Source organism: Pseudomonas sp. GM102, from assembly GCF_000282555.1.
Lineage (GTDB): Bacteria > Pseudomonadota > Gammaproteobacteria > Pseudomonadales > Pseudomonadaceae > Aquipseudomonas.
Window position 1 is genome coordinate 1 of record NZ_AKJB01000152.1, and the last position, 23,550, is coordinate 23,550.

Annotated in this window: 23 protein-coding genes; 12 read left to right on the forward strand and 11 right to left on the reverse strand. The window is 60.4% G+C overall.

Annotation, left to right across the window (positions count from 1 at the left end; translation table 11 throughout):
- The first annotated feature begins 407 nt into the window (after positions 1-407).
- Both PMI18_RS00270 and PMI18_RS00265 read left to right on the forward strand, forming a co-directional pair.
- On the forward strand, positions 408-1,328 hold the full coding sequence (locus PMI18_RS00270) for a MurR/RpiR family transcriptional regulator (protein ID WP_007907898.1): 921 nt from the start codon (positions 408-410) through the stop codon (positions 1,326-1,328).
- Between the two features lie 88 nt (positions 1,329-1,416).
- Entirely contained in the window at positions 1,417-2,028 is a 612-nt protein-coding gene (locus PMI18_RS00265; protein ID WP_007907899.1) for a glutathione S-transferase, read from the forward strand.
- Positions 2,029-2,201: 173 nt separating this feature from the next.
- Here PMI18_RS00265 and hcnC read toward each other — a convergent pair whose 3' ends face one another.
- The 6 genes from hcnC to PMI18_RS00235 all read right to left on the reverse strand — a co-directional run bounded on the left by hcnC (position 2,202) and on the right by PMI18_RS00235 (position 7,597).
- Positions 2,202-3,461, reverse strand: coding sequence for a cyanide-forming glycine dehydrogenase subunit HcnC (gene hcnC, locus PMI18_RS00260; RefSeq protein ID WP_007907900.1), 1,260 nt, complete (start codon positions 3,459-3,461; stop codon positions 2,202-2,204).
- Entirely contained in the window at positions 3,454-4,863 is a 1,410-nt protein-coding gene (gene hcnB / locus PMI18_RS00255) for a cyanide-forming glycine dehydrogenase subunit HcnB (protein ID WP_007907901.1), read from the reverse strand. The genes hcnC and hcnB overlap by 8 nt, the downstream gene beginning before the upstream one ends.
- A complete protein-coding gene (locus PMI18_RS00250) occupies positions 4,860-5,174 on the reverse strand; it encodes a (2Fe-2S)-binding protein (protein ID WP_007907902.1) in 315 nt (104 codons plus the stop codon). The genes hcnB and PMI18_RS00250 overlap by 4 nt, the downstream gene beginning before the upstream one ends.
- Positions 5,175-5,381: 207 nt before the next feature.
- Positions 5,382-5,921 carry a hypothetical protein gene (locus PMI18_RS00245; RefSeq protein WP_007907905.1) on the reverse strand — a complete coding sequence of 180 codons (540 nt, stop codon included), beginning with the start codon at positions 5,919-5,921 and terminating at the stop codon, positions 5,382-5,384.
- Positions 5,922-6,140: 219 nt separating this feature from the next.
- On the reverse strand, positions 6,141-7,091 hold the full coding sequence (locus PMI18_RS00240; protein ID WP_007907907.1) for a hypothetical protein: 951 nt from the start codon (positions 7,089-7,091) through the stop codon (positions 6,141-6,143).
- A gap of 182 nt (positions 7,092-7,273) precedes the next feature.
- Complete coding sequence (locus tag PMI18_RS00235) at positions 7,274-7,597, reverse strand: hypothetical protein (RefSeq protein ID WP_033036926.1); 324 nt, start codon at positions 7,595-7,597, stop codon at positions 7,274-7,276.
- Between the two features lie 161 nt (positions 7,598-7,758).
- Here PMI18_RS00235 and PMI18_RS00230 point away from each other — a divergent pair, with 161 nt between their 5' ends.
- Together PMI18_RS00230 and PMI18_RS00225 are read left to right on the forward strand one after the other, a co-directional pair.
- Entirely contained in the window at positions 7,759-8,442 is a 684-nt protein-coding gene (locus PMI18_RS00230; RefSeq protein ID WP_007907911.1) for a response regulator transcription factor, read from the forward strand.
- Positions 8,420-9,814, forward strand: a complete 1,395-nt coding sequence (locus PMI18_RS00225; protein WP_007907913.1) for a sensor histidine kinase — start codon at positions 8,420-8,422, stop codon at positions 9,812-9,814. Before PMI18_RS00230 ends, PMI18_RS00225 begins: the two co-directional genes overlap by 23 nt.
- A 196-nt stretch (positions 9,815-10,010) precedes the next feature.
- Here the strand turns inward: PMI18_RS00225 and PMI18_RS00220 are convergent, their stop codons facing one another.
- Entirely contained in the window at positions 10,011-10,517 is a 507-nt protein-coding gene (locus PMI18_RS00220) for a DinB family protein (protein ID WP_007907915.1), read from the reverse strand.
- Between the two features lie 224 nt (positions 10,518-10,741).
- The gene (locus PMI18_RS00215) at positions 10,742-11,860 is read right to left on the reverse strand and encodes an NAD(P)/FAD-dependent oxidoreductase (protein WP_033036927.1); all 1,119 of its coding nucleotides are present in this window, start codon (positions 11,858-11,860) and stop codon (positions 10,742-10,744) included.
- Positions 11,861-12,314: 454 nt separating this feature from the next.
- Between PMI18_RS00215 and PMI18_RS00210 the strand changes: the two genes are divergently transcribed.
- The 6 genes from PMI18_RS00210 (at position 12,315) to PMI18_RS00185 (ending at position 19,059) form a co-directional block, all read left to right on the forward strand.
- Entirely contained in the window at positions 12,315-12,611 is a 297-nt protein-coding gene (locus PMI18_RS00210; protein WP_007907919.1) for a hypothetical protein, read from the forward strand.
- Between the two features lie 316 nt (positions 12,612-12,927).
- The gene (mgtA, locus tag PMI18_RS00205; protein WP_007907920.1) at positions 12,928-15,648 is read left to right on the forward strand and encodes a magnesium-translocating P-type ATPase; all 2,721 of its coding nucleotides are present in this window, start codon (positions 12,928-12,930) and stop codon (positions 15,646-15,648) included.
- 205 nt (positions 15,649-15,853) lie between these two features.
- The gene (locus PMI18_RS00200; RefSeq protein ID WP_007907921.1) at positions 15,854-17,509 is read left to right on the forward strand and encodes a Na/Pi cotransporter family protein; all 1,656 of its coding nucleotides are present in this window, start codon (positions 15,854-15,856) and stop codon (positions 17,507-17,509) included.
- Positions 17,497-17,850, forward strand: coding sequence for a DUF2493 domain-containing protein (locus PMI18_RS00195; protein ID WP_007907922.1), 354 nt, complete (start codon positions 17,497-17,499; stop codon positions 17,848-17,850). Before PMI18_RS00200 ends, PMI18_RS00195 begins: the two co-directional genes overlap by 13 nt.
- Before the next feature lie 37 nt (positions 17,851-17,887).
- The gene (locus tag PMI18_RS00190) at positions 17,888-18,661 is read left to right on the forward strand and encodes a hypothetical protein (RefSeq protein WP_007907924.1); all 774 of its coding nucleotides are present in this window, start codon (positions 17,888-17,890) and stop codon (positions 18,659-18,661) included.
- A 101-nt stretch (positions 18,662-18,762) separates the two neighbouring features.
- Entirely contained in the window at positions 18,763-19,059 is a 297-nt protein-coding gene (locus tag PMI18_RS00185) for a DUF2388 domain-containing protein (RefSeq protein WP_007907925.1), read from the forward strand.
- A 65-nt stretch (positions 19,060-19,124) separates the two neighbouring features.
- On the opposite strand, the gene PMI18_RS00180 is transcribed toward PMI18_RS00185, so the two are convergent.
- Entirely contained in the window at positions 19,125-20,057 is a 933-nt protein-coding gene (locus PMI18_RS00180) for a pyridoxal-phosphate dependent enzyme (protein ID WP_007907926.1), read from the reverse strand.
- A 245-nt stretch (positions 20,058-20,302) separates the two neighbouring features.
- On the opposite strand from PMI18_RS00180, the gene PMI18_RS00175 reads away from it, so the two are divergent.
- Positions 20,303-20,962: a methyltransferase family protein gene (locus PMI18_RS00175; RefSeq protein ID WP_007907927.1), complete on the forward strand. Its 660-nt coding sequence runs from the start codon at positions 20,303-20,305 to the stop codon at positions 20,960-20,962.
- A gap of 138 nt (positions 20,963-21,100) precedes the next feature.
- Here the strand turns inward: PMI18_RS00175 and PMI18_RS00170 are convergent, their stop codons facing one another.
- A complete protein-coding gene (locus tag PMI18_RS00170; protein WP_007907928.1) occupies positions 21,101-21,769 on the reverse strand; it encodes an HAD-IA family hydrolase in 669 nt (222 codons plus the stop codon).
- Positions 21,770-21,899: 130 nt separating this feature from the next.
- A complete protein-coding gene (locus tag PMI18_RS00165; RefSeq protein ID WP_007907929.1) occupies positions 21,900-22,307 on the reverse strand; it encodes a response regulator in 408 nt (135 codons plus the stop codon).
- Positions 22,308-22,509: 202 nt separating this feature from the next.
- Here PMI18_RS00165 and PMI18_RS00160 point away from each other — a divergent pair, with 202 nt between their 5' ends.
- Positions 22,510-23,451, forward strand: a complete 942-nt coding sequence (locus tag PMI18_RS00160; protein ID WP_007907930.1) for a class I SAM-dependent methyltransferase — start codon at positions 22,510-22,512, stop codon at positions 23,449-23,451.
- Positions 23,452-23,550 lie beyond the last annotated feature (99 nt).

Genomic DNA, 23,550 nt, shown 5'->3' on the forward strand with positions numbered 1-23,550 from the left:
CCGCGCCCCGACTTGCTGCGCATAGAGGTCGACGCCTAGGCGCCCCAGGCAAATCAGATCCAATTGACGCCCACTGGCAAAACGAGTCTGGCCCATGCTGGCTCCTGTTATTTTTATCAGCCTGCGTTCGGGGCGATGAAGGCGCCGAACACTCTTGGTGGATGCAGACTAAAACGACCGGGACCGAACAATCAATAATTATTCTAAATATTTTTTACGTGGAATATTTTTTCCAATAAACTTTTACACAAGCGTTCCAGACACAGTGCATCGTTTCAGCAGACCCCAAGGCGGGCGCAAGCTCAAGATTTTATTCCGGCCTACCCTGTAGACTGCGCACAGCCAACCTATTGTCAGGGGATGACGCAACCTGTCATCTCTATAAGCACAAGCCAGAAGGATTCCTTATGTCCCGCACCGATCAGCCGGCTACGACCGAGAGCACGCCCGACAGCGATCTCGCCAGCCCTCCGATCAATGCCGAGCGTTTGTTGCAGCTGATCACCGATGAATACGAAAGCCTGCCGCGCCAGCTCAAACGCATCGCCAGTTACATGAGCCAGCAGAGCGACCGGATCATGGTCGACCGCATCAGTGACATCGCCCGTGAATGCGAAGTGCACCCGTCGGCCATCGTGCGGTTTTCCCAGCGATTCGGGTTCAGCGGTTTCAGCGAAATGCAGGCGCTGTTTCGCGAGGCCTACACCCACAAGACCACGCCGGTGCAGAACTACCAGCAACGCATCCGCAGCATGATCGCCAACAAGTCGCAGAAGGCCAGCGGCGGCGACCTGGCGCGCGAATGCATCAACGCCACCCTGTCGGGCATTGAACGGCTGGGGCTGGAGCTCGATGACCAGGCCTTCGACAAGGCCGTGGACCTGGTGGTGAATGCCGACAACATCTACGTGGTCGGGGTGCGCCGCTCGTTCGCGGTGGCCGACTATCTGGTCTACAACCTGCAACACACCAACAAGCGCATCCACTTGGTGTCGGGCCTCGGTGGCAGTTACCGCGAGCAGATGCGCAGCGTGCGCGCCAATGACCTGGTGATCGCCATCAGCTTTACGCCCTATGGCAAGGAAACCCAGCACTGCCTGCGTATTGCCCAGCACCATCAGGCGAAAACCCTGATCATCACCGACAGCAACCTTTCACCTTTGGCCAAGCGCGCCAACACGGTGCTGCTGGTCAACGAAGGCAGCTCGTTTGCCTTCCGTTCGTTGAGCGCGACCTTGTGCCTGTGCCAGGCGCTGTTTATCGCCGTGGCCTATCGACTGGAATTGAAGGTCGATGAGATTCATGAGCAGGTGGGGTTTGAGGATTAGCCTTTGAGGATTAACGCGAGGCTGTTTGCGAGTTGCTGAACCTCAGCTAAGGTTGTCCATCCCCCAAGGACCGTCGAGGAGAGGCTCAATGAAACTGATCGGCATGCTGGATTCGCCCTACGTGCGGCGCGTCGCCATTTCCGCCAAATGCCTGGGCATATCGCTGGAGCACGAGTCGGTTTCGGTGTTCAGAAACTTCGAGCAGTTCCAGCAGATCAACCCGGTGGTGAAGGCGCCGACCCTGGTGCTGGATGACGGCGAGGTGTTGATGGATTCGACGCTGATCATCGACTACCTGGAGGCTCTGGCCGCGCCGGGTAAAAGCCTGATACCCAACGATCTGGAGCAACGCTTGCGCTCGCTACGACTGATCGGCCTGGCGTTGGCGGCATGTGAGAAGTCGGTGCAGCTTTATTACGAACGTAACCTGCGGCCAGCGGAAATTCAGTACGCGCCTTGGGTGGAACGGGTCGAAGGGCAATTGGCCGCGGCATATTCGGCGCTGGAGCGGGAGCTGGAAAAACAGCCACTGAAGACCGACGGTTCGATTGCGCAGGACGGAATTACCCTGGCGGTGGCCTGGAGTTTTACCAACCTGATGGTGCCGGATCAGGTGGAAGCCGCGCGGTTTGCGCGGATCAGCGCGTTCACGGAGTATGCCGAGGGGCTTGAGGTGTTTGTCGGTACGCCGATTAACTGAGCCACAACGATCGTTCCCATGCTCTGCGTGGGAATGCATCCAATGACGCTCTGCGTCATATCGGACGCGGAGCGTCCGGGGCGGCATTCCCACGCGGAGCGTGGGAACGATCATCAGCGCCCACATAAACGGCGCATGATCTGTAGGAGCGAGGCTTGCCCGCGAAAGCGTCCTCAGGCCATTTCAACTTCCTTCGATTCAACCTGCGCTGCCCCTTCAAACCGATCCGCCAGAAACGGTGTGATGTCCAGCGGCAACGGCTCGTTGTTCACCAGTTTGTCCAGCAACACGCCGGTGATCGCCGACGTCAGGATGCCGGTGCGGAAATGTCCGCAGGCATTCAGGTAACCCTCCACCCCTTTCATCGGCCCGAGAATCGGCAGTTCGTCCGGCGAGCCTGGACGCAACCCGGCCCAGCAGCGTTTCAGGCTGATGTCGGCCAGTGCCGGAATACAACGCAGCGCCCCTTGCACCAGGCCGCTGATTTCCGGGTAGGTGGTGGTCACGTCGAAACCCTTGTCTTCGGTGGTACTGCCGATCAGGATTTCGCCGTTGTCTTTCTGCGCCACGTAACAGTCGCTGGTGGTCAGGCAACCGTGCAGGATCTTCGGCATGCGCTCGGTCAGCAGGATCTGGCCCTTCACCGGGTTCACCGGAATGCGAATGCCGGTGGCCTGCTCGCTGAGATCGGCGGCCCAGGCACCGGCGGCGTTGATCAGCGTGTCGCAATGGAACACTCCAGCCTCGGCGGTTTGCACGCCGCTGACCCGCGAGCCGTGGTGCAACACGCCAGTGACGTTGGTGTTGAAATACAGATCCACTCCGTTCTGCCGTGCGCCTTCGGTGTAGGCATCGGCCAGGCGGAATGGGCTGACCTGATGGTCGCAGAGAAACTCCAGCGCCCCCCTCGCCTCATGGCTGACACTCGGCTCGGCTTTGCGCAATGCTGCTTGATCGAGCCAGCGCACCTGGTCCGCCAGGTGTGGAATACAAGCGACGATGTGTTCCGCATAGAGCCGGTCTTCATCGTCATAGATCACGAATTTCAAGCCGGTCTTCTCGAACTTGAAATCCATTCCGTGATTCTCCTGCAACTCCCGATGCAGGTCCGGGTACATCGCGTTGGACTGCAAGGCGAAATCGAAGAACGACTGCGGCAGGATGTGCGGTGTGCTGGAATCCACCGCTACGGCCGCACCCTGGGCTTCGCGCTTGCGATTGGCCGACATCATGCGGAAGAAAATCACCCCGCACCCCAGCCCCACCGACTCGCCGATCGCCCACAGGCCACCGGCCGAAGCGCGGGTCGCGTTGCCCGGACGCTTGGCGTCGATCAGCGCGACTTTCAGGTGTTTGCGCTTGGACAATTGATAGGCGCAGGACGCCCCGATTACTCCGCCGCCGGCGATGACCACGTCGTAGAACTTACTCATGGCTTGCGGCCTCCGTGCCGACAGACTGGAACGCGGAAAAAGGAATCGGGTCGACGGGGAAACGCGGTCGCAACCAGCCCACGTCTTGCCGGCCGGTGGCTTCGCGCAACCGGTCGGTGCAATACCCCACACACATGCGCCCCTGACAATCGCCCATGCTCACACGGGTGCGCATTTTCAGGCTGGCCAGGTCTTGCACGCCCTGCTCCAACGCCCGATCGATATCGGCGCGGGTCGCGTGTTCACAGCGGCAGATCACCGTGTCGGCGGCCGGCAGTGCGGTCTGCCCGGCGCCGCGTTCGGTGTAGCGGTCGACGGCGGCGCGAAAGCGCACGATGGACTTGAGTTTCGACAGGTAACGGTCGCGCCGGACAAGCGCGAGTTCCAGGTCCAGCACATTGCGTTGCAGCAGAATCGACACCGCCGCGATCCGTCCTGCGAGCATGGCCGCCTCGCCACCGCGAATCCCGCCCATGTCACCGGCCAGGTGCACGTGGGGCTCGCTGCTTTGCTGCCAGACATTGGCGCTGGCCCGCAGATAGCCGTCGTCGCTGAAACCGTGATCCAGGCCCATTTGCTGGCTGAGTTGGGTGCGTGGAATGAAGCCGTAACCGACCGCCAGGGTCTGCGCGACAACCTGCTCGGCGCGACTCAGGTCCGGCTCCCAAGTGCTGGAGTACGGCGCGACGGTCACCGAACTCAAGTCATCCTCGCCCTGTGCCTCGACCACGCCCCAGCCATAGTGCATGGGAATGCCGTGCAGTTTCAGGTACGCGAGCATGCTCAAACCATCGAGAAACAGCTGTGGCTTGTTCAACAGCGCGAGGCTTTCCCGAGCGATTTTGCCGAACGCACACGCCTCGTAAACCCCGGCAACGCTCACCCCAGAGGTGTGCAGTTGGCAGGCCACCAGCGGCAACAACGGACCGGTGCCCGCAATCACCACTGGCCCCTGCGGTTTAACCACGCCGCTCTTGATTTGCAGTTGCAGACCACCCAATAGAATCACGCCGGGCAAGGTCCAGCCGGGAAATGGCACGCTGCGCTCATGGCAACCGGCAGCCAACAGCAACTGCGAATACTCGATCTCCTGCAAGCGCTCGTCAGCGTCCAGCAGCACCAGTGCGCGAGTGCCTTCAGCACCCACCACGCGATGGTTCAGGCGCACGTCGATCAGGGCCGACTGCTCCCGGAACTCTCCATGCAGCTTGGCCAGTGCCTCCGAATAACGCGGCCCCAGATAATCCAGCTGGACGCCATCACGCAACGGTCCGCGATAGACCACGCCGCCGAGCCGAGAGGCCTCTTCAAGCAAGATGCAACGCACACCGTGCCGAGCCAATTCAATGGCCGCGGCCATACCCGCCGGCCCACCGCCGACGATCACCGGGCGCAGGCTCATGACACCTCCTGCCCGGTGATACGGTTGATTCGGGTTTCGACGTCCATGCCCTCCCGCACGATCGTCTGGCAAGCGCGACGTTTGTGTCGGCCATTGATTCTCACCATGCAGCATTGGCACACGCCCATGCCGCAATAGGCACCGCTGACTTGATCGTGATCGTTGCGGGCCACTTGGCGTATGCCCAGTGATTGAATGACCGTCAGGACGGTTTCACCAATGGCGGCGTTAACGGTTTGGCCATTGATGCGCACAGTCATGTCCGCCTGCACCAGCGGCTGGATATCGAAGGTTCTGTCTTGGCGTTGCATTGTGGCGTTCATCCTTGAGAAGTTCAGGTAAGGGTTGCCAGCTCCATGCTGCACTTACACTTGCGGTGGCCCGAGATACAAAAACGAGGGGCCTGCTCGAGTACTAGTCGATGCCGCAACAAGGGCCTGGATTGTTCACGGTAAGGCATGCCCCCGAACGAAACATTGATCCAGGCCAGTAAAAGCTGCCGCACTCTTCACCGATCTTCAGCTGGAAAACACGTAATGCCCTTTGACCTTCTTCGAGCCCAGGAAGCCCAGATCCGGGAACAACAGCGTCTTGAGGTAAGCGACGAAAAACACCATGCCCAGCGTGATCCCGGCACCGACGAGCGTCAGTAGCGGATCTTCCTCAAACCCCTGGAACATGCGTGGAAACTGGCTCAGGGACAAGATCACGTAGATGGTGTAGGCCTGGGCAACGTTCTTGTAAAAGCCCCAAGCGAACAGCAGCGGAACCCCTGCGGCAAACAGGGTGAAAAACACGGCGGCACCTGGCCCGATCATCGAGCCGAGGAAGAACCCGAAGACAGCACCGAGCAACGCTTGGACAATGGTCAGAAAAAGTAAGGTCTTGATCTTGCCGGAATGTCGCTGACACAGCGCAGGGTCCGCATAGGCACCGATCCAGTACGCCAGCACCCGATCCTTGACCTCCCCGCCGGACAGCATCTTGTAAATTTCAGTCTTCGAACGCCCGCTTTCGAGCATCGCCACCAGTTGCCGTTTGCTTTCCTTTTTGTCCAAGGTATTTCTCCTGTGAGGCAAGTAGGAGCGGATGTGCTCCCGCTGGGTCGATTCTCGCTGCTTGGGCATCCGAAAAGCAAAACGCCGCTTCTACCTGAAGTAGAAGCGGCGCTGGCAAGTGCCTCAAAGGGGTCACGTGAGCAAGGCAATCAGAATGATGATCGGGATCGGTACGCCGAGAAAGAACAGCAATATAGAGCGCATGAGGGTTCTCCTGGGTTAGCGAACAGGTGGCAGCGTCGTGGTTGTGGTGGTGGTCACGTAGGCATCGGTTTCCAGGTACTCCACGGCATCCCGACGACGACCGCCGAAGATCGCGCCGAGGCTGGCAAAAAATGCACCGGCCAGTAGCGCGACGAACATCCACAACGCCGTCAACGCTGCGGCTTTGGCCGCGGTGTCGGCCGCTTGTTGCGCGGCCAGTTTGGCGTCGGCGACGGCTTTTTGGGTGCGGGCATAGACTTCATCGACACGACGTTCGGCGTCCGCTTGAGTGAGGTTGGTCCGCTGGGCGACCAGTTGTGCCAGGTAGACCCGATCCTCGGGCGCCAATTGACCGTCATTACGCAGGCTGCGCGCGAAGATCCGGGTGACGGTGCCATTGACGGCGTCCTCGCTGACGGCGACGGGCCTATCATCGCGAAACAGGCTGTCGACGAAGTAACCGTAAGGGTCACCGTCGGTATTACCGACCGCGCTACCGGCAGCCTGGGTCATGGCGCTGGCGGCACCGCCGGCGACCGTTGCCCCGGCCTGCACGCCGCCGCTGACGATGTTGCTGACCGAGCCGACCACCAGGGTCGCGGTCACCAGCGTCGCGATACACCAGGCCAGGAAGCCATGGGCGGTGTCACGGAAGTAGACCTCATCGCCGTGCAGGTAGGCCCACCTCACCCGCAGGCGACCGGCGATGTAGCCGCCGAGCCCGGACGCCACGATCTGGGTAAAGGCCAGCCAGACAATCGTCGAGATACCCAGGCTTTTGGCGCTGACGCCTTCATGGGCCCACGGCGAAACCGCCGAAAAACCCAGGCCAAAACCAAGCAGCACGAGGATCAGCGACAATGCCGCAGCCGCCGCGGCCCCGGCGAAAATAGCGGCCCAGGACACGCCCGAGAGCGTGCTGAACTCATCTGCGACAGGATAAAAACCATCAGAGGATCTGTTCATTGTTGTAGTGCTCCAGGCAGGTATTACAACTCGTCAAACGAGCAATTGCAGTCAACGTGCCAGTCGCACTATTTAAATAAATCTTTCTATTTCAAATAGTTGAAAACAATGAACTTCTCAGGGTCATGCAGTTTGCAAGGAGCCGACCATATCGGCGGGTTTTATGCATTGCGCTAAATGAATTACTTGCGCTTGTAGCTCTTGTTGCCGCTGGGCGTCAGGCAATACACCCCACCTCTTGGCCCGGTGCAGAAGGTACCGGTGCCGCAGGCGCAGCCATCGGAATCCTGCAGCAGCGTCTGCGGACGTGCCTGGCTTTCACTACCAAACATCGCCAAGCAGCTTTTCTTCGAACCACTGATGGAACCGTCATTGCACAGGAACAGATCGCCGTCGCAACGATCGATTCCGCCCTTCTTCCCCGAACATGGCGTGTTGGCAGCCCAGGCAGATGAGCCGAACATGCACAACAACAGCAAAAACATCGGCATCCAGCCACGAACCATTAAAGTGCGCACAGTGCAGCTTCCCTTTAGAGTTATGGCCGGATGATATCAACGTTCCAGCCAGGCTCACGAGGCAACATGAAAGTTAATTTAAAAAGCCGCGCGTAATTCTTGGCAAAATGAGCCCCACTTCGTATTGAACCGATTATCAGGCAAGCCCTATGACCCGCATCTTGACCATCGAAGACGACGCTGTGACCGCCCGGGAAATCGTCGCCGAACTGAGTAGCCACGGCCTCGACGTGGATTGGGTCGACAATGGCCGCGAGGGTCTTGCGCGCGCGGTCAGCGGCGACTACGACCTGATCACCCTCGACCGCATGCTGCCGGAGCTCGATGGCCTGGCGATTGTCACCACCCTGCGCACCCTGGGCGTGGCCACGCCGATCCTGATGATCAGCGCCCTCTCCGATGTCGATGAACGGGTTCGCGGCTTGCGCGCCGGGGGCGACGATTACCTGACCAAACCGTTCGCCACCGATGAAATGGCCGCCCGGGTCGAAGTCTTGCTGCGCCGGCAGAACACCGTGACCGCCCAGGCCACCACATTGCGCGTGGCCGATCTGGAGCTGAACCTGATCAGCCACGAGGCCAGCCGCGACAGCCAGTTGCTGACGCTGTTGCCCACCGAATACAAATTGCTCGAATTTCTGATGCGCAACACCGGGCAGATTCTGTCGCGGATGATGATTTTCGAAGAAGTCTGGGGTTATCACTTCGACCCCGGCACCAACCTGATCGACGTGCACATCGGCCGTCTGCGCAAAAAGATCGACCCGCCAGGCAAAGTCCCACTGATTCGGACGGTGCGAGGCTCGGGTTATGTCATTGCTGAACCCCTCTAAAGGCTGGCGCTCCTCCAGCAGCCGCTTGCTGGCACTCTACAGTTCGCTGTTCGTGGCCTGGAGCGGGATTCTCATGGGGGTCATGTACTACGAGGTGTCCAGCTACCTGGACACCCTGGCCAAGCATTCGTTGATGCAACGTCAGCATCTGTTTTCTCGCTTCCAGGGCGCGCAACTGGAGGACGCCCTCGCCGCCAGCGTGACCTTCGACATTCGCGGCATCGATGCCTATGGCTTGTTCGATGACCAGCGGCGTCACCTCAGCGGGCCCTTGCGCCAGATCCCCCAAGGCCTGCCGCTGGACGGCAAGATTCACATCCTCAGCGACTGCGTCGATGCCGACGACCCGACCCTGCCCGCCGACAGTTGCGATGCCGCGGCGACCCGGACCCTGGACGGGCGCTGGCTGGTATTGGTGCGGGACAACGGTTCGTTGTTTGCTGTGACCCGGATCATCCTGCACGCGCTGCTGTGGGGCGTGTCGCTGACCATTCTGCCCGGCATCGCCGGCTGGCACTTATTGCGACGGCGCCCGCTGCGGCGGATCCGGGCGATCCAGGCCAGCGCCGAAGCCATCGTCGCCGGCGACTTGACCCGACGCCTGCCGCTGTCCAGCCGCCGTGATGAGCTGGACATGCTCGCCGCCATCGTCAACGCCATGCTTGAACGCATCGAGCGCTTGATGAACGAGGTCAAGGGCGTGTGCGACAACATCGCCCATGACCTGCGCACACCACTGACGCGCCTGCGGGCGCAGCTGTACCGGATTCAGCAACAGGCCGATGACGGTTCGACGCTGGCCGTGCAACTGGATTCGGTGCTCGGCGAGGCCGATACCTTGATGGCGCGTTTTCGTGGGCTGTTGCGGATTTCCGAGCTGGAGGATCGCCAGCGCCGTTCGGGTTTCGTGCAACTGGACCCGGTGCCGTTGCTGCAAGAGTTGCATGACTTTTATCTGCCGCTGGCCGAAGAAGGCGAACTGACCTTTGAACTGCAACTGCCCGAATCCCTGCCCCGACTCAATGGCGACCGGGCGCTGCTGTTCGAAGCCGTGGCGAATTTGCTGAGCAACTCGATCAAGTTCACGCCGCCGGGTGGCAAGGTGATTTTGCGTGGGGTGAATGACGCCGGGCATACGCGAATCGAAGTACTCGACTCCGGCCCCGGCATTGCGCTGGCCGAACGTGAGGCGGTGTTTCAGCGCTTCTATCGCGCCGAGGGCGGTAACCCACAAAGCGGATTCGGGCTGGGCCTGTCGATCGTCGCGGCGATTGTCAGCCTGCACGGTTTTACGCTGGAAGTCGGCAGCAGCGAACTGGGTGGAGCGCTGTTGGTGCTTGATTGCCGACAGAGTTTGATTCCTCAGGCCTGACCCAAATCTCCTGAAATGACACATAACCTGTGGGAACGGGCTTGTGGCGAGGGGGCTTGCCCCCGTTTGAGTGCGCAGCACTCACAAGATCTTTGGTACATCAGAGATTTTGGGGCTGCTTCGCAGCCCAACGGGGGCAAGCCCCCTCGCCACAGGTCGCTCCCACAGGGGATTTGCCTGGGCAGGGGAACTCGATTCAATACCCCGGAACCTCGCGCAGAAACACCGGCAGGTCGGTGATCGGCGGCAGGGCCGGAATCTCGCAGTACATCTGGACCACCCAGCCTCGGTGATAACTGGCGTGGTTGACCACATGCAAAAGCATCGCGCCGGCGCTCATGACCCCGTTTTCGCCCGAGACGGAGGTGAATTCGATGGGTTTATCCAGCGAATCGTCGGTCTGGGCCGAGCTCCATCCACAGAACCATTGATCAATCTCCTGTTGCACCAGTCGCAGCTCGGTGAGTTCGGGATGGAGCAGCCCATGGGAGGTTTTGAAGCCGTGGCCGCGCCCTTCCAGATGCGCCTGCCAGATACAGTCGACCACGTAGATATGGTTCAAGGTGCCGATGATGTTGTTGAACACCGACATCCGTTTGCGGTTGAGCTCTTCCGGTGGCAGCGCCATGAGGCTGTCGAAGAGTCGCTGATCGGCCCAGCGCCTGTAATCGGCGAGCATGCGGGCAGTGCGTACGTTGATCATCAGAGGTCTCCCATGACGATGGGCGCATTGCCAAGAATAGCCCTCGCGGTGAATGGCATCGCAGACACTGATAACCGGCACCTTCACGACGACCGTTGTAGCAGCTGGCGCAGCCTGCGTTCGGCTGCGCAGCAGTCGTAAAACCTGCCCATGCGGTTTACCTGATAGACCGCAGCGCCTGAATTCACGACTGCTGCGCAGCCGAACGCAGGCTGCGCCAGCTGCTACGAGGAATGTGGAGCGGCCAGTATTTTTACCACCCGGTCAGCCAGCGCCAGGCAACTGGTCAGCCCCGGCGATTCGATGCCGAACAGGTTGACCAGCCCCGGCACGCCATGCACATCCGGGCCGCTGATGACGAAGTCGGCGGCCGGCCCGTTCGGCCCGCTGATTTTCGGGCGAATCCCGCTGTAGGCTGGTTGCAGGCTGTTATCGGGCAACGCCGGCCAATAGCGCCGGATCGCCTGATAGAAATCTTCGCTACGGCGGGAATCGACGCGGTAATCGACGTGCTCGACCCATTCAACATCCGGCCCGAAACGCGCCTGACCGCCCAGGTCCAGGGTCATGTGCACGCCCAGCCCGGCGCTTTCCGGTGCCGGGTAAACCAGATGCCGGAACGGCGCCCTGCCACTGAAACTGAAGTAACTGCCCTTGCACAGCCAGGCCTTGGGAACGTGCTGCGCGGGCAAGCCTTCGATCCGGCTCGCCACTTCAGGCGCGGACAATCCCGCGCAGTTGATCAACTGGCGACAGCTCAACGTCATCGGCTGAGCGCCACCCATGTGCAGTTCAAAACCGTGCCCGGTGCAACGGGCCGATTCCAATGGCGTGTGAAAGGCTATCGAAGTACCGCACGCTTCAGCATCTGCCTGAAGCGCCAGCATCAGGGCATGGGAATCGACGATGCCGGTGGACGGCGACCAGAGCGCGGCAACGCAGGACAACGCCGGTTCAAGCGCCCGCGCCTGCCCGGCATCCAGCCATTGCAGGTCATCGACACCGTTGCGCTGGCCCTGCTCCAGCAACGCCTGCAAGGCAAGGCGCTGACGGTCATCGGTGGCCACGATCAGCTTGCCGAGACGCTGGTAATCGACGCCGCGCTCAGCGCAGAAGGCGTACAGCCGTTGCCTGCCCTCCACGCACAATTGCGCCTTGAGACTGCCGCTCGGGTAATAGATGCCAGCGTGGATCACTTCCGAATTGCGCGAACTGATGCCCACGCCAATCCCCTCGCCTGCCTCGACCAGAATCACTTCTCGCCCGATCCGCGCCAGGGCCCTGGCCACCGCCAGCCCGACCACACCGGCCCCGACCACCACGCATTCGATATCGACGCTCACCTGCCCTCCACCCATTCAAGCCATCCCTGGCTCCCGATGATCGACCAGGCTGGAGATTATCGCCAGCATGACCACGAAGATCCCATCACGGGTTACATACGGTCCGTTCCATCCAACGGTCATCAAAACGACAACTAACTGTCAATTAGCTGAACCACTACACACTTCAATAACCAAATCCCTTTTAACCGGCCATTAAGCGCACTTTTACGATTGACTTCACAAGCCTCGCTCAGTAAATTGCCCGGGCCGGTAACAACGGCCTTTTATCAACTCACAAAAGAATCCAATGGACACAGTATCTAGTCGCTGTCGGATGACTGCCAACAGGCAGGATCTGGCACATAACCCAGACAATGACGGGACTCGACTTTTCGGTCGGGTGAGCTGCGCTAGAGCCTGAGGCTCCACCGTAACTTGCCTCACCGGAATCAGTCCGGCCCAGAGGCATGTTATGAACTTCAAAACCACTGTAATGCCAGGCGTACGCGCCTTTGCATCGACCATGCGGGTCAAGCTTTGCCGTGAGCGTCTGTTGACGACTCGGCCCAGTGCCCCGTTTTCCACCCCTCCTGCCCACACCAAGGCACAACCTCGTGCCAACTGGCGCGTCTGCCCGACAACGGGCCGGCTTCAGCAACGCTGGAGCTTCGACGAAAGCCAGGACCCACCGAATCGGCGCATCGCGCGCCTTTTCCAGCAGGCGAGCCTGATGCTCGGCCTGTCCGGTGGGGCACGCACTTTCAATTGATTTGAAGGCACTTTTTATTTTAAGGAGCTTTTGATTTTAAGGAGTTTCCAAAGTCCTTCCTGAACGGTTTTCTTAAAACGAAATCCGACAACTTCTTATTGCCTGTTAAAAACAACATTTATTGGAATTAGTTATGGACGAAGCCAGTAGTCGGTTCGCTGCCTGTCACGTGTTAGTTGATGGACAGCGAACGTTAAAACATCAAAACACAATCATCCGACTCGATCGCATATTTGCGGCTCGACATACGTGCGCTCGTCTTTGATTAGCTGAGTACCTGTGTGTCGTGCCGCAAGACTGCGGCAGGAGCACAGCAATGACCCTAGTAAACACCGCAAAGAAAACCACCCGCGGCGCCTCCAGCGACAACGCCAAGCTGTCGATGCGCGCCGCCCGGGAAGCGCAAAACGGCCTGGCCGTCACCCTCACCAACCTCAACGCCACCACTGACGGTTTGACCGAACTCGAAGCCGAAGGCCGTCTGACGCGTGGAGGCCACAACGAAGTCGCCCACGACAAGCCGCCTCACGCCATCGTCCAACTGCTCAAAGCCCTGAACAATCCCTTCATCTACGTGCTGTTGACCTTGGCCGGCATCAGCTTCTTCACCGACTACTGGCTGCCCATCAGCCAGGGTCAAGGCGACGACGCCGACCTGACCAAGGTCATTATCATCATGACCATGGTCAGCCTGAGCAGCCTGCTGCGGTTCTGGCAGGAATACCGCTCGGCCAAGTCCGCCGAAACCCTCAAGGCCATGGTGCGCACCACTGCCACCGTCCTGCGTCGCCCACAAAAGGACCGCCCGCCAGTGCTGCGCGAAGTGCCGATGCGCGAACTGGTGGCCGGCGACATCGTGCAACTCAGCGCTGGCGACATGATCCCGGCGGACATCCGCCTGATCGAATCCCGCGACCTGTTCATCAGCCAGGCCGTGCTGACTGGCGAAGCCTTGCCGGTCGAGAAGTACGACACGCTGGGGGACGTGGCGCAGAAGTCAGCGACCGGCAGCGCGACCGATCAGTCCAACCTGCTCGACCTGTCGAACATCTGCTTCATGGGCACCAACGTGGTCAGCGGCACCGCCAAAGCGGTGGTGGTCGCTACCGGTTCGCGCACCTACTTCGGCTCGCTGGCCAAAGCCATTGTCGGCTCACGGGTGCAAACCGCGTTCGACCGTGGGGTGAACAGCGTCAGCTGGTTGTTGATTCGTTTCATGCTGGTCATGGTGCCGATCGTGTTCCTGCTCAACGGCTTCTCCAAAGGTGACTGGAGCGATGCGTTCCTGTTTGCACTGGCAGTGGCGGTCGGCCTGACCCCGGAAATGCTGCCGATGATTGTCAGCGCCAACCTGGCCAAAGGCGCCATGGCCATGGCCAAGCGCAAAGTGGTGGTCAAGCGCCTTAATGCGATCCAGAACTTCGGTTCGATGGACGTGCTGTGCACCGACAAGACCGGCACCCTGACCCAGGACAAGATCATTCTTGAGCACCATGTCGACATCAATGGCCAGCGTGACGATTCGCTGCTGGAGCTGGCCTGGCTCAACAGCCATCACCAGAGCGGACTGAAAAACCTGATGGATCAGGCGGTGGTGCAGTTCGCCAACAACAACCCAAAGTTTCGCGTGCCGTTCGCCTACAGCAAGGTCGATGAATTGCCGTTCGACTTCGTGCGTCGGCGCCTGTCGATCATCGTCAAGGACACCCGCGACGATCACCTGATGGTGTGCAAAGGGGCGGTCGAGGAAATGCTGACCATCGCCAGCCACGTCAATGAAAACGGCACGGTCGTGGCGTTGGATGATCAACGTCGCCAGGCGCTGCTGGCCCTGGCCAACGAGTACAACCAGGACGGCTTCCGGGTGCTGTTGGTCGCTACCCGTGAGATCCCGAAGGCACAGACGAAAAACCAGTACGCCACCACTGACGAACGCGAGCTGGTGATTCGCGGCTTCCTGACCTTCCTCGATCCACCGAAGGAAACCGCCGGCCCGGCAATCGCCGCGCTGCGTGATATGGGCGTGACTGTCAAAGTGCTGACCGGCGACAACGCCGTGGTGACCTGCAAGATCTGCCGCGAAGTCGGCCTGGAACCCGGCACACCGCTGCTCGGCCAAGACATCGAGAAGATGGACGACGCCACCCTCCAGGCGCGGGTCGAGGAACGCACGGTGTTCGCCAAGCTCACCCCGCTGCAGAAATCCCGGGTGCTCAAGGCGTTGCAGGCCAACGGTCACACCGTGGGTTTCCTCGGTGACGGCATCAACGACGCCCCTGCCCTGCGCGATGCCGACGTCGGCATCTCGGTGGACAGCGGCACCGACATCGCCAAGGAATCGGCTGACATCATCCTCCTGGAAAAGAGCCTGATGGTGCTCGAAGAAGGCGTGCTCAAGGGCCGCGAAACCTTCGGCAATATCATGAAGTACCTGAACATGACCGCCAGCTCCAACTTCGGCAACGTGTTCTCGGTACTGGTGGCCAGTGCGTTCATTCCGTTCCTGCCGATGCTGTCGATCCACTTGCTGCTGCAAAACCTCATGTACGACATCTCTCAGCTGGCGCTGCCGTGGGACAAGATGGACAAGGAATTCCTGCGCAAGCCACGCAAGTGGGATGCGAAGAATATCGGCCGTTTCATGCTGTGGATCGGGCCGACCTCATCGGTCTTCGACATCACCACCTTCGCGGTGATGTGGTACGTGTTCGCCGCCAACAGCGTGGAAATGCAGGGCCTGTTCCAGTCCGGCTGGTTCATTGAAGGGCTGCTGTCCCAGACCCTGGTGGTGCACATGCTGCGCACCCAGAAAATCCCATTCTTCCAGAGCACCGCCGCCTTGCCGGTGATCCTGATGACCGGGCTGGTGATGGTGTTGGGCATCTACATTCCGTTCTCGCCACTGGGCACGCTGGTCGGTCTGCAACCGCTGCCGTGGGCGTACTTCCCATGGCTGGTGGGCACCTTGCTCAGCTACTGCGTGTTCGCGCAGGTCATGAAAACCCTCTACATCCGTCGCTTCAAGCAATGGTTCTGATGACCTGAACACCTTGAGTGAAGGGTAACCCTGTGGCGAGGGGGCTTGCCCCCGTTGGGTCGCGAAGCGGCCCCCTGCATTTTTCAGGCACACCGAGTCGCCTGGATTTACGACTGCTTCGCAGCGGAACGGGGGCAAGCCCCCTCGCCACAGTTTTTGTGCTTGTGGCCTTCAATAATGCAACACGCAAAAAGGGAGAGTCCTCATGTCGGGAACTACTCTACTGATCAACCTCGCAGGCTCCATCGCCCTGTTGTTGTGGGGCACCCATATGATTTCTTCGGCGCTGTTGCGCGGCTTCGGCACGCCATTGCGTCAGTGGCTGGGCCACAACCTGAACAACCGCTGGATGGCTTTGCTGTCCGGCATCGGCATCACCGGCGTCCTGCAAAGCAGCACCGCCGTCAGCCTGATGGCGACTTCATTCACTGCTGCCGGGACACTGGGACTGGCGCCGGCACTGGCAGTGATGCTCGGCGCCAACATCGGTTCGACCCTGGTGGTGCAACTGCTCAGCGCCGATGTGTCGATGCTCACCCCCATTGTTTTGCTGGCGGGGCTGATCGTCTTTCGGCTGCGTGATGACTCGCGCTACGAAAGCGTCGGTTGCGCGTTGATCGGCCTGGGGCTGATGCTGCTGGCCCTGCACATGCTCGGCTCGACACTCGCCGAAGTGGAGGGCACGCCGATCTTCCAGCTCATCATGCAAAGCCTTGATGGCGACCTGCTGATTGCCCTGCTGGTGGCGCTGATCCTCACCTGGCTCTGCCACTCCAGCGTGGCCGTGGTGCTGCTGATCGTCTCGTTGGCCGCTACCGGCATGCTCTCGGCCAGCACGATTGTCGCCCTGGTACTGGGGGTGAACATCGGCGGTGCGCTGCCCTCGGTCATCAATGCCGGTTCGAGCGTTGGCCGACGCCTGCCGCTGGGCAATCTGCTGGTGCGGGTGGTCGGTGCCCTGGCGGTCTTGCCGTTTGCCGGCTTGCTCGCTCAGGCGCCGCTCGCGCCCTCGACACTGGTGGTGTGCCTGCACACCGGTTTCAATCTGCTGCTGGGGTTGGTGTTCATCGGCCTGACCGACGTGCTCGCCAATGCCCTCACCCGACTGTTGCCGGCGCCTGAGCGGGATGTCGACCCTGGCATGCCGCACTACCTGGATGAGGCCGGTCTGGAAGTGGCCAACATCGGTTTGTCGAATGCCGCCCGCGAAGCGTTGCGCATGGCCGACATGCTCTCGGCCATGCTCGGCCGGATGCTCCATCTGCTCCACACATCGCTACCGGCCTGCGCCGATGAAGTGCGGCGCATCGATCAATCCCTGGACCTGCTCAGCGCGGCGATTCGGGCTTATCTGGCCGACATCGGCAAGGAGGGCATCAGTGACAGCGATGCCGATCGCTCCCAGGAAATCCTCACGTTCGTGATCAACCTCGAACATGCCGCGGACATTCTTTCCAGCAGCCTCGCACAGCTGGCCATGCGCCGCTTGCGCCGGGGTGAACAGTTCTCGGCCTTCGAACTGGGCAACATCGCCCCGCTGCATGATGCCGTGCTGGAGAGTTTGAGCCTTGCGATCACCGTGTTCCTGCGCGAAGACATCGCCACCGCGCACCAACTGATCCATCGCAAGGAGATCGTCAGAAGGCTCGAAGCAGGAGCCAGCCGCGAGCACTTTCGCCAGTTGCAGGAAGACAAAAGTACCTGGGCGGAATCCGGCGATATTTTCCAGCGGGTGCTGCGTGATTACCGGCGTGTGCATCACCACATCGCCGCGCTGGCGTATCCGCTGCTCGAACGCGCCGGTGAGCGCTCGATCGAGAGCATCGATCAGGCAAAGGAAAACCCGTCATGCGCCTGCTGATCTGTGCCGGGCGTCATTACGCCGACAGCCGTCTGTGCCGCCGGGTACTCGACGCCTTCCAGCGCATGCACCCGGTGCATGTGCTGATTCATGGCGGCAACCGCTTTCTGGGTGGCGAAATTGAAGAGTGGGCCCGGGAACAAGGCGCCGACATCGTGCGCTACCCGCCCAATTGGCAGCGACATGGCAAGTCAGCCGAACGCCTGCGCAACCACTTCATGTTGCTCGACAGCCGACCGGACGTAGTGATCGCCCTGCCCGGCGGCGAAGACACCGAAGAACTGCTCGCCCAAGCCCGGGCGGCCGGTTTGCAAACTTTATCGGTAGGAGATCGGAGCTGATCCGCTGCCTGCCATCGAAGACTTCAAGGTAAACCTCATGCAAAAACCAACACGTCACTTCATGTCCCTTGTGCGCAGTTTGCCGCCATCGCAAAGCCGTAGGCTGCGGCGCAATCTGTTGTTCATCAGTATCACCCTGAGCCTGATTGCCCTCCTGAGCGTGATCTCCAAGGCCCACGCGGCCGGCGGTGCATACGTGGTGGACGACGCTGCGATCAATGCGCCGGGCGAATGCAACATCGACGCCTGGTACCAGAGCGGTCGGCATAATCACTCATCCAGCAACGCAGTGCTGTCCCAGGACTGCACGCTCAAGGGGCTGCCCAACCTGCAACTTGGCGCGGCCATACAGCACAGCCGCGATGACCGGGATTCGGAAACTCAACTGAGCCCGCAATTCAAAACCCTACTGTTCTCCCGCGAAGACCTCGGCATTCAATTGGCACTGGCAGGGTCAGCGCATTTTGCCTTCAATCGTGACCACACCTTCGATGGCGCCGACCTGAACCTGCCATTCACCTACCAACCGATTGAAGCATTACGCCTGAACGTCAACGCCGGTTGGGCCCACGCCTATGACGACGGCGAGCAAAACCATCGCTGGACCTGGGGCACCGGCGTCGAGTATGACCTCGCCAGGTCCTTGACCCTGGCCGCCGAACGCTATGGCCAGCAAGGGGGCGAACAGGCCTGGCAGGCCGGGCCGCGTTTGCACATTGGCGAGCGGGTCGATGTCGATCTGCTGGTCGGCCGCGACCTGACGGGCGAGCGTGATCAGTGGCTGACCACTGGGGCTACCGTACGGTTCTGAGCGCTCGCCTGTGCCTATATCGAATCGGCAGGGAACTCCTGAGCATCGACAGGCATCCTAAACTATGTGTTACTTCCTTTACGCTTTCGGAGGACGCCGTCATGCGCCGTCTATTGCTCATATCTTCACTAGTGCTTTGTTTGCCCGTTGGTTCGGCCATGGCCGATGTAGAGGCAAAAGATGTCGCCACCTCGGCCGGTATCTCCGCATCGCTGTACTCGACATTCAAAGATGACAAAATCGTGATTCCCGCCCGGGATGACGCCTCTAGCTTCGTGGCAAGTGGCGGTACGATTCGCGGCGCTTATCTGGAGTCGGTGTTGAAGCAAATTCGACAAGATCACCCCGACCTCCAGGCCAGCGATGAAGACTTGGCCAAAGCGATCCTCGCTCAATAAGGCCCGGTCGCTGAAACCTGCAAAAATCAGCCGTGGGGCTCGCAACACTGGATAGTGTTCGGGCCCTAGGTTGCTTGCGCCCCAGCGGACAGGCGTGCCCAGCCGGCGACCAATTGCGCGCTGATGCTGACGCCGCCGCACACCACAATCACCACGTCATGGGCCTCGGCAATCGCCGGATGGTCCAGGTACGCCACTGCCAATGAAACGCCGCACGCCGGCTCGACCAACTGACGCAGGTCGTTGGCGTAACGAACCACGCCCATGATCGCCTCATCATCACTGAGCACTACGCATTCGTGCGCAAAATCAAGGATGTGCTGCACCGGCCAGGCCGCCACCTGCGCCGCGCCAAGTGACGTGGCGACGGTATCGATGCGCGCCAATCTGACCGGGTGGCCGGCACTCACAGCGGCCGCGAACGACGCTGCGCCCTGGGTTTCGCACGCAACGATTCGACAATCCATGCGCTGATGACGAATCAGTCCAGTGAGCAGGCCCGCCAGCAAACCTCCGCCGCCCACCGACGTCACCAACACATCGACCTGAGGACAGTCCTCGAGGATTTCATCCACCATCGTGCTGTGCCCTTCCCACAACACCGGATGATCGAAGGCTGGCACGTATTCGGTGTCCGCGCCCTTTGCGAGCTCTTTCGCTCGTTGATTGGCTTCGTCCCAGACCTTGCCGTGGACGATCACCTCGGCACCGGTTTTCCTGATCCTGGCGCGGGTGGTTTCCGGGGTGGTGTTCGGCACCACGATGCAGGCCTTCAGCCCAAGGCTGCCGGCGGCCACAGCGGTGGCCAACCCGGCGTTACCCCCGGAAGGACAGACCACTTTGCGCTTGCCCTGCTCCGCCGCCTGACTGCACAGCAGGCCCATGCCGCGCAGTTTGAACGAGCCGCTGGGTTGCAGGTTTTCCAGCTTTAGCCAGATCCGCCGGGCCGGAGTCGACAGGCCCGGGTGCAGAATCAGGGGCGTTCTGATGTGAAGCATCGTGTGCTCCTTGTGACGCTCCCGGCTCGTCGAGATGTTCAACGAGCCGGGACTGAATAGATAGAATCATCCTTATCCAAGCTTAGTTCACCCTGCCCCACGGCTGTCGTCCTGGCGATAACGCACTGCCCCGCGTAGGAGCTGCCGCAGGCTGCGATCTTTTGATTTTTGAGCGATATTGATAGGGTCAAAGTGAAAAGATCGCAGCCTGCGGCAGCTCCTACATGTCCTTTGCGAAGTCAGTCATGAAAATCTCGGCCAAACTCGCGTTTTTCACCCTCGTCAGCACCCTTGCCTACCTCGCTCTCGCGGTGTTCGGGCTGGGCGGGTTGACAGCTTTTTTCTCGCAGCCGCCGTTGGTGGTCATTGCGCTTGCAACCCTGGTGATGGCGATCGTGTCTTGGTTCAGCGAGGGCAACCTGAGCTCCGGCGAGCGCGAAGACCGCGCCAATCGCTGGGTGCTGCCGGTTTTCGGGGTGCTTGGGTTGTTGAGTGGGTATCTGCCAGCCTATACCGACCGGATCGACTTCTGGACCTTCGGTGGCGAGGGCGTACGTTGGCTGGGTGCGCTGCTGTTCATCGGCGGCGGCGCGCTGCGGATGTGGCCGGTGTTTGTGCTGGGCAAACGCTTCAGCGGCCTGGTGGCGATTCAGCCGGGGCACCGACTGGTCACCGACGGGATTTATCGGACCTTGCGCAACCCCAGCTATTTGGGGCTGTTGATCAATGGCGTGGGCTGGGCGCTGGCCTTTCGTTCCGGGGTCGGGTTGCTGCTGGTGGCGCTGATGTTGATCCCGCTGATCGCCCGCATTCGCTCCGAAGAAGCGCTGTTACGCACGCAATTCGGCAGTGAATATGAGGCTTACTGTGCCCGTAGCTGGCGATTGATTCCGGGAATCTACTAACACACAACGCCAATCCCACCGCCGCCTTCGCGGGCAAGCCTCGCTCCTACAGGGGTAGCGGTGATTCCTGTAGGAGCGAGGCTTGCCCGCGAAGGCAGCGGCACATTCAGCATTGATGTGACTGAAAGCCATCCCACATCAGAGTGTGTACAGGCTGATCTGGCTGTGGAGATCCACTCGCGCCTCGACCGAGTCATAACTGGCCAAAGTGGCATGCGGGGTCTGGAGCGGATGAACGTGTGTCGCGGTGATGACCATGACGTGGGCACCCGCCGCTTCGCCCGCACGAATCCCCACGGCGGCATCTTCAAAGATCAGGCAATCGGTGGGCTCGACCCCTAGCCGACGAGCGGCCAATCGATAGCCCGCAGGGTCGGGTTTGCCGGCGCTGACATCTTCGGCAGTGACCATCACCAAAGGTTCGGGAATGCCTGCCGCCGCCATTCGGCGCAAGGCCAGCGCCCGTGGTGCGGAGGTGACGATGGCCCATTGATTGGCGGGCAGCGACTTGAGGAAACTCGCTGCGCCAGCCACCTCGACAATCCCTTCCACATCCTCGATTTCCGCCTCGGTGATCCACGCGGCTTCAGCTTCAGCATCCACCCCGGGCAAGGCCAGACGAGTGATAGTGTCGATGGCGCGTACGCCGTGGATGGTCGGCAGGAAGGTATCGACATCGACCCCGTGGCGCAGGGCCCAAGTGGTCCAGATCCGCTCGGCGGCAGCGATGGAATTGAGGACAGTTCCGTCCATATCGAACAGAAAGGCGCGGTACGAGATGTTGAACACGGATGCTTGAACGGACAAAGGGCGATTTCCAGGACCAGGCGAGTATTTTCAAGCAATGTACATCACCCACGCAGGAACTGCCGCAGGCTGCGATCTTTTGATCTTCGTTTTAAAAGCAAAATCAAAAGATCGCAGCCTGCGGCAGCTCCTACACGGTCCGGTTCGAATGCAAGGCGTTCTGCACACAATCGAGCAACTGCCCCACCGCCCAAGGTTTCTTGATGAACGCCACCCGATGCTTGACCCCGGAGCTTTTCGGGGTTTCGAAGCCGGACATGATCATGATCGGTTTGTCCGGCCAACGGTCACCGAACTGATTGGCCAGGTCCGCGCCATTGAGTTTGCCCGGCATGGTGATGTCCGTCAGCAACAGTCCTACCTCCGGCGCGTGCTGCTCCAGAAACTGCGACGCGGCGTCTGCGCTGACCTTTGGTTCAACCGCAAAGCCTTCCTCCTGAAGAATTTCGCACAGAAACTCCAGGATCAACGGATCGTCCTCCACCACAAGAATCAACCCGTCAGACAAGTGCGCGCCCGCCGTCGATACTGGACCCATGACTGTGTCACTCCCTGATTACGTAAATAATTTGCGCGGGCTCAAATCCGCCACCTACAGGTATGAGCAGCGGACTTCGTGGAAATTCATTTTTGATACACCTGACTTGGACATTCTCCGTCCAGGCTGACAAATACGACCGTTTGTCAGCGCATAATTGTGGTTAAAATGCCGCCCCCCCATGCATGGCCGACTTTGCCCGATGAACCCAGATGCCCTCTCCGTCCTCCACGACCATTTGCTGACAGCGCTTGCGGCTGCACCGGCAGAAACCCGTCGGCTATTCCACGGCCGTGGCCGCTGCTGGCCGGGGCTGGAGCAGTTGACTGTCGACTGGCTGCAGGGCGTGGTGCTGGTCTCGCTGTTCAAGGAACCAGACCCTGCGCAACTGGAGGAGCTGAAGCGCTTGCTGATGGAGATCACTCAGGTGCCGGAGTGGAAACAATCCGGCGCGCACACCTTGCTGCTGCAACATCGCTATTTGCTGCAAAGCACCACCGAATGGCTGCTCGGGGAGCCGATCGACGAGATGACGATCACCGAGGGCGGCCTGCATTATCGCGTGGACCTGGGCCGCAAACAGAACACTGGCCTGTTCCTCGACATGCGCTACGGTCGCGATTGGGTGCGGGCCAATGCTCAGGGCAAGCGTGTGTTGAATCTGTTCGCCTACACCTGCGGCTTCTCGGTAGCCGCCATCGAGGGGGGCGCGTTGCATGTGGTCAATCTAGACATGTCCAGCCCGGCCCTGAGCCGTGGTCGCGACAATCACCGGCTCAATGGGCATGACTTGAGCAAGGTGAGTTTTCTCGGCCATGACCTGTTCAAGTCCTGGGGCAAGGTGATCGGCAAGGGCCCATACGACCTGGTGATCATCGACCCGCCGTCCTTTCAGAAAGGCAGTTTTCTGCTGACCAAGGATTACCAGCGCGTGCTGCGCCGTCTGCCGGAATTGCTCAGCCCTCAGGGCACGGTGCTGGCTTGTATGAACGATCCGGCGTTCGGTGCGGACTTTCTCATCGATGGCGTCACCCGCGAAGCGCCGAGCTTGCGGTTTGAGCAGCGGCTGGAAAATCCGCCAGAGTTTCCCGATGCCGATGTCGAGTGCGGGTTGAAGGCGTTGGTGTTCACGCTGAAAAACTGAGTCACCGCCCGCCCCCCTGTGGGAGCGAGCCTGCTCGCGATGACGGTGGGTCAGTCGATAGCCGTGTTGAATGATAAACCGCTATCGCGAGCAGGCTCG

Coding starts and splice junctions, on each gene's coding strand:
- PMI18_RS00220 (WP_007907915.1), bottom strand. CDS start 10,517: ATGATCAACGTACGCACTGCCCGCATGCTCGCCGATTACAGGCGCTGG.
- PMI18_RS00200 (WP_007907921.1), top strand. CDS start 15,854: ATGTCGGGAACTACTCTACTGATCAACCTCGCAGGCTCCATCGCCCTG.
- PMI18_RS00210 (WP_007907919.1), top strand. CDS start 12,315: ATGAACTTCAAAACCACTGTAATGCCAGGCGTACGCGCCTTTGCATCG.
- PMI18_RS00235 (WP_033036926.1), bottom strand. CDS start 7,597: ATGGTTCGTGGCTGGATGCCGATGTTTTTGCTGTTGTTGTGCATGTTC.
- PMI18_RS00160 (WP_007907930.1), top strand. CDS start 22,510: ATGAACCCAGATGCCCTCTCCGTCCTCCACGACCATTTGCTGACAGCG.
- PMI18_RS00225 (WP_007907913.1), top strand. CDS start 8,420: ATGTCATTGCTGAACCCCTCTAAAGGCTGGCGCTCCTCCAGCAGCCGC.
- hcnB (WP_007907901.1), bottom strand. CDS start 4,863: ATGAGCCTGCGCCCGGTGATCGTCGGCGGTGGGCCGGCGGGTATGGCC.
- PMI18_RS00195 (WP_007907922.1), top strand. CDS start 17,497: ATGCGCCTGCTGATCTGTGCCGGGCGTCATTACGCCGACAGCCGTCTG.
- PMI18_RS00165 (WP_007907929.1), bottom strand. CDS start 22,307: ATGGGTCCAGTATCGACGGCGGGCGCGCACTTGTCTGACGGGTTGATT.
- PMI18_RS00265 (WP_007907899.1), top strand. CDS start 1,417: ATGAAACTGATCGGCATGCTGGATTCGCCCTACGTGCGGCGCGTCGCC.
- PMI18_RS00180 (WP_007907926.1), bottom strand. CDS start 20,057: ATGCTTCACATCAGAACGCCCCTGATTCTGCACCCGGGCCTGTCGACT.
- PMI18_RS00230 (WP_007907911.1), top strand. CDS start 7,759: ATGACCCGCATCTTGACCATCGAAGACGACGCTGTGACCGCCCGGGAA.
- PMI18_RS00190 (WP_007907924.1), top strand. CDS start 17,888: ATGCAAAAACCAACACGTCACTTCATGTCCCTTGTGCGCAGTTTGCCG.
- PMI18_RS00185 (WP_007907925.1), top strand. CDS start 18,763: ATGCGCCGTCTATTGCTCATATCTTCACTAGTGCTTTGTTTGCCCGTT.
- PMI18_RS00240 (WP_007907907.1), bottom strand. CDS start 7,091: ATGAACAGATCCTCTGATGGTTTTTATCCTGTCGCAGATGAGTTCAGC.
- mgtA (WP_007907920.1), top strand. CDS start 12,928: ATGACCCTAGTAAACACCGCAAAGAAAACCACCCGCGGCGCCTCCAGC.
- PMI18_RS00270 (WP_007907898.1), top strand. CDS start 408: ATGTCCCGCACCGATCAGCCGGCTACGACCGAGAGCACGCCCGACAGC.
- hcnC (WP_007907900.1), bottom strand. CDS start 3,461: ATGAGTAAGTTCTACGACGTGGTCATCGCCGGCGGCGGAGTAATCGGG.
- PMI18_RS00175 (WP_007907927.1), top strand. CDS start 20,303: ATGAAAATCTCGGCCAAACTCGCGTTTTTCACCCTCGTCAGCACCCTT.
- PMI18_RS00250 (WP_007907902.1), bottom strand. CDS start 5,174: ATGCAACGCCAAGACAGAACCTTCGATATCCAGCCGCTGGTGCAGGCG.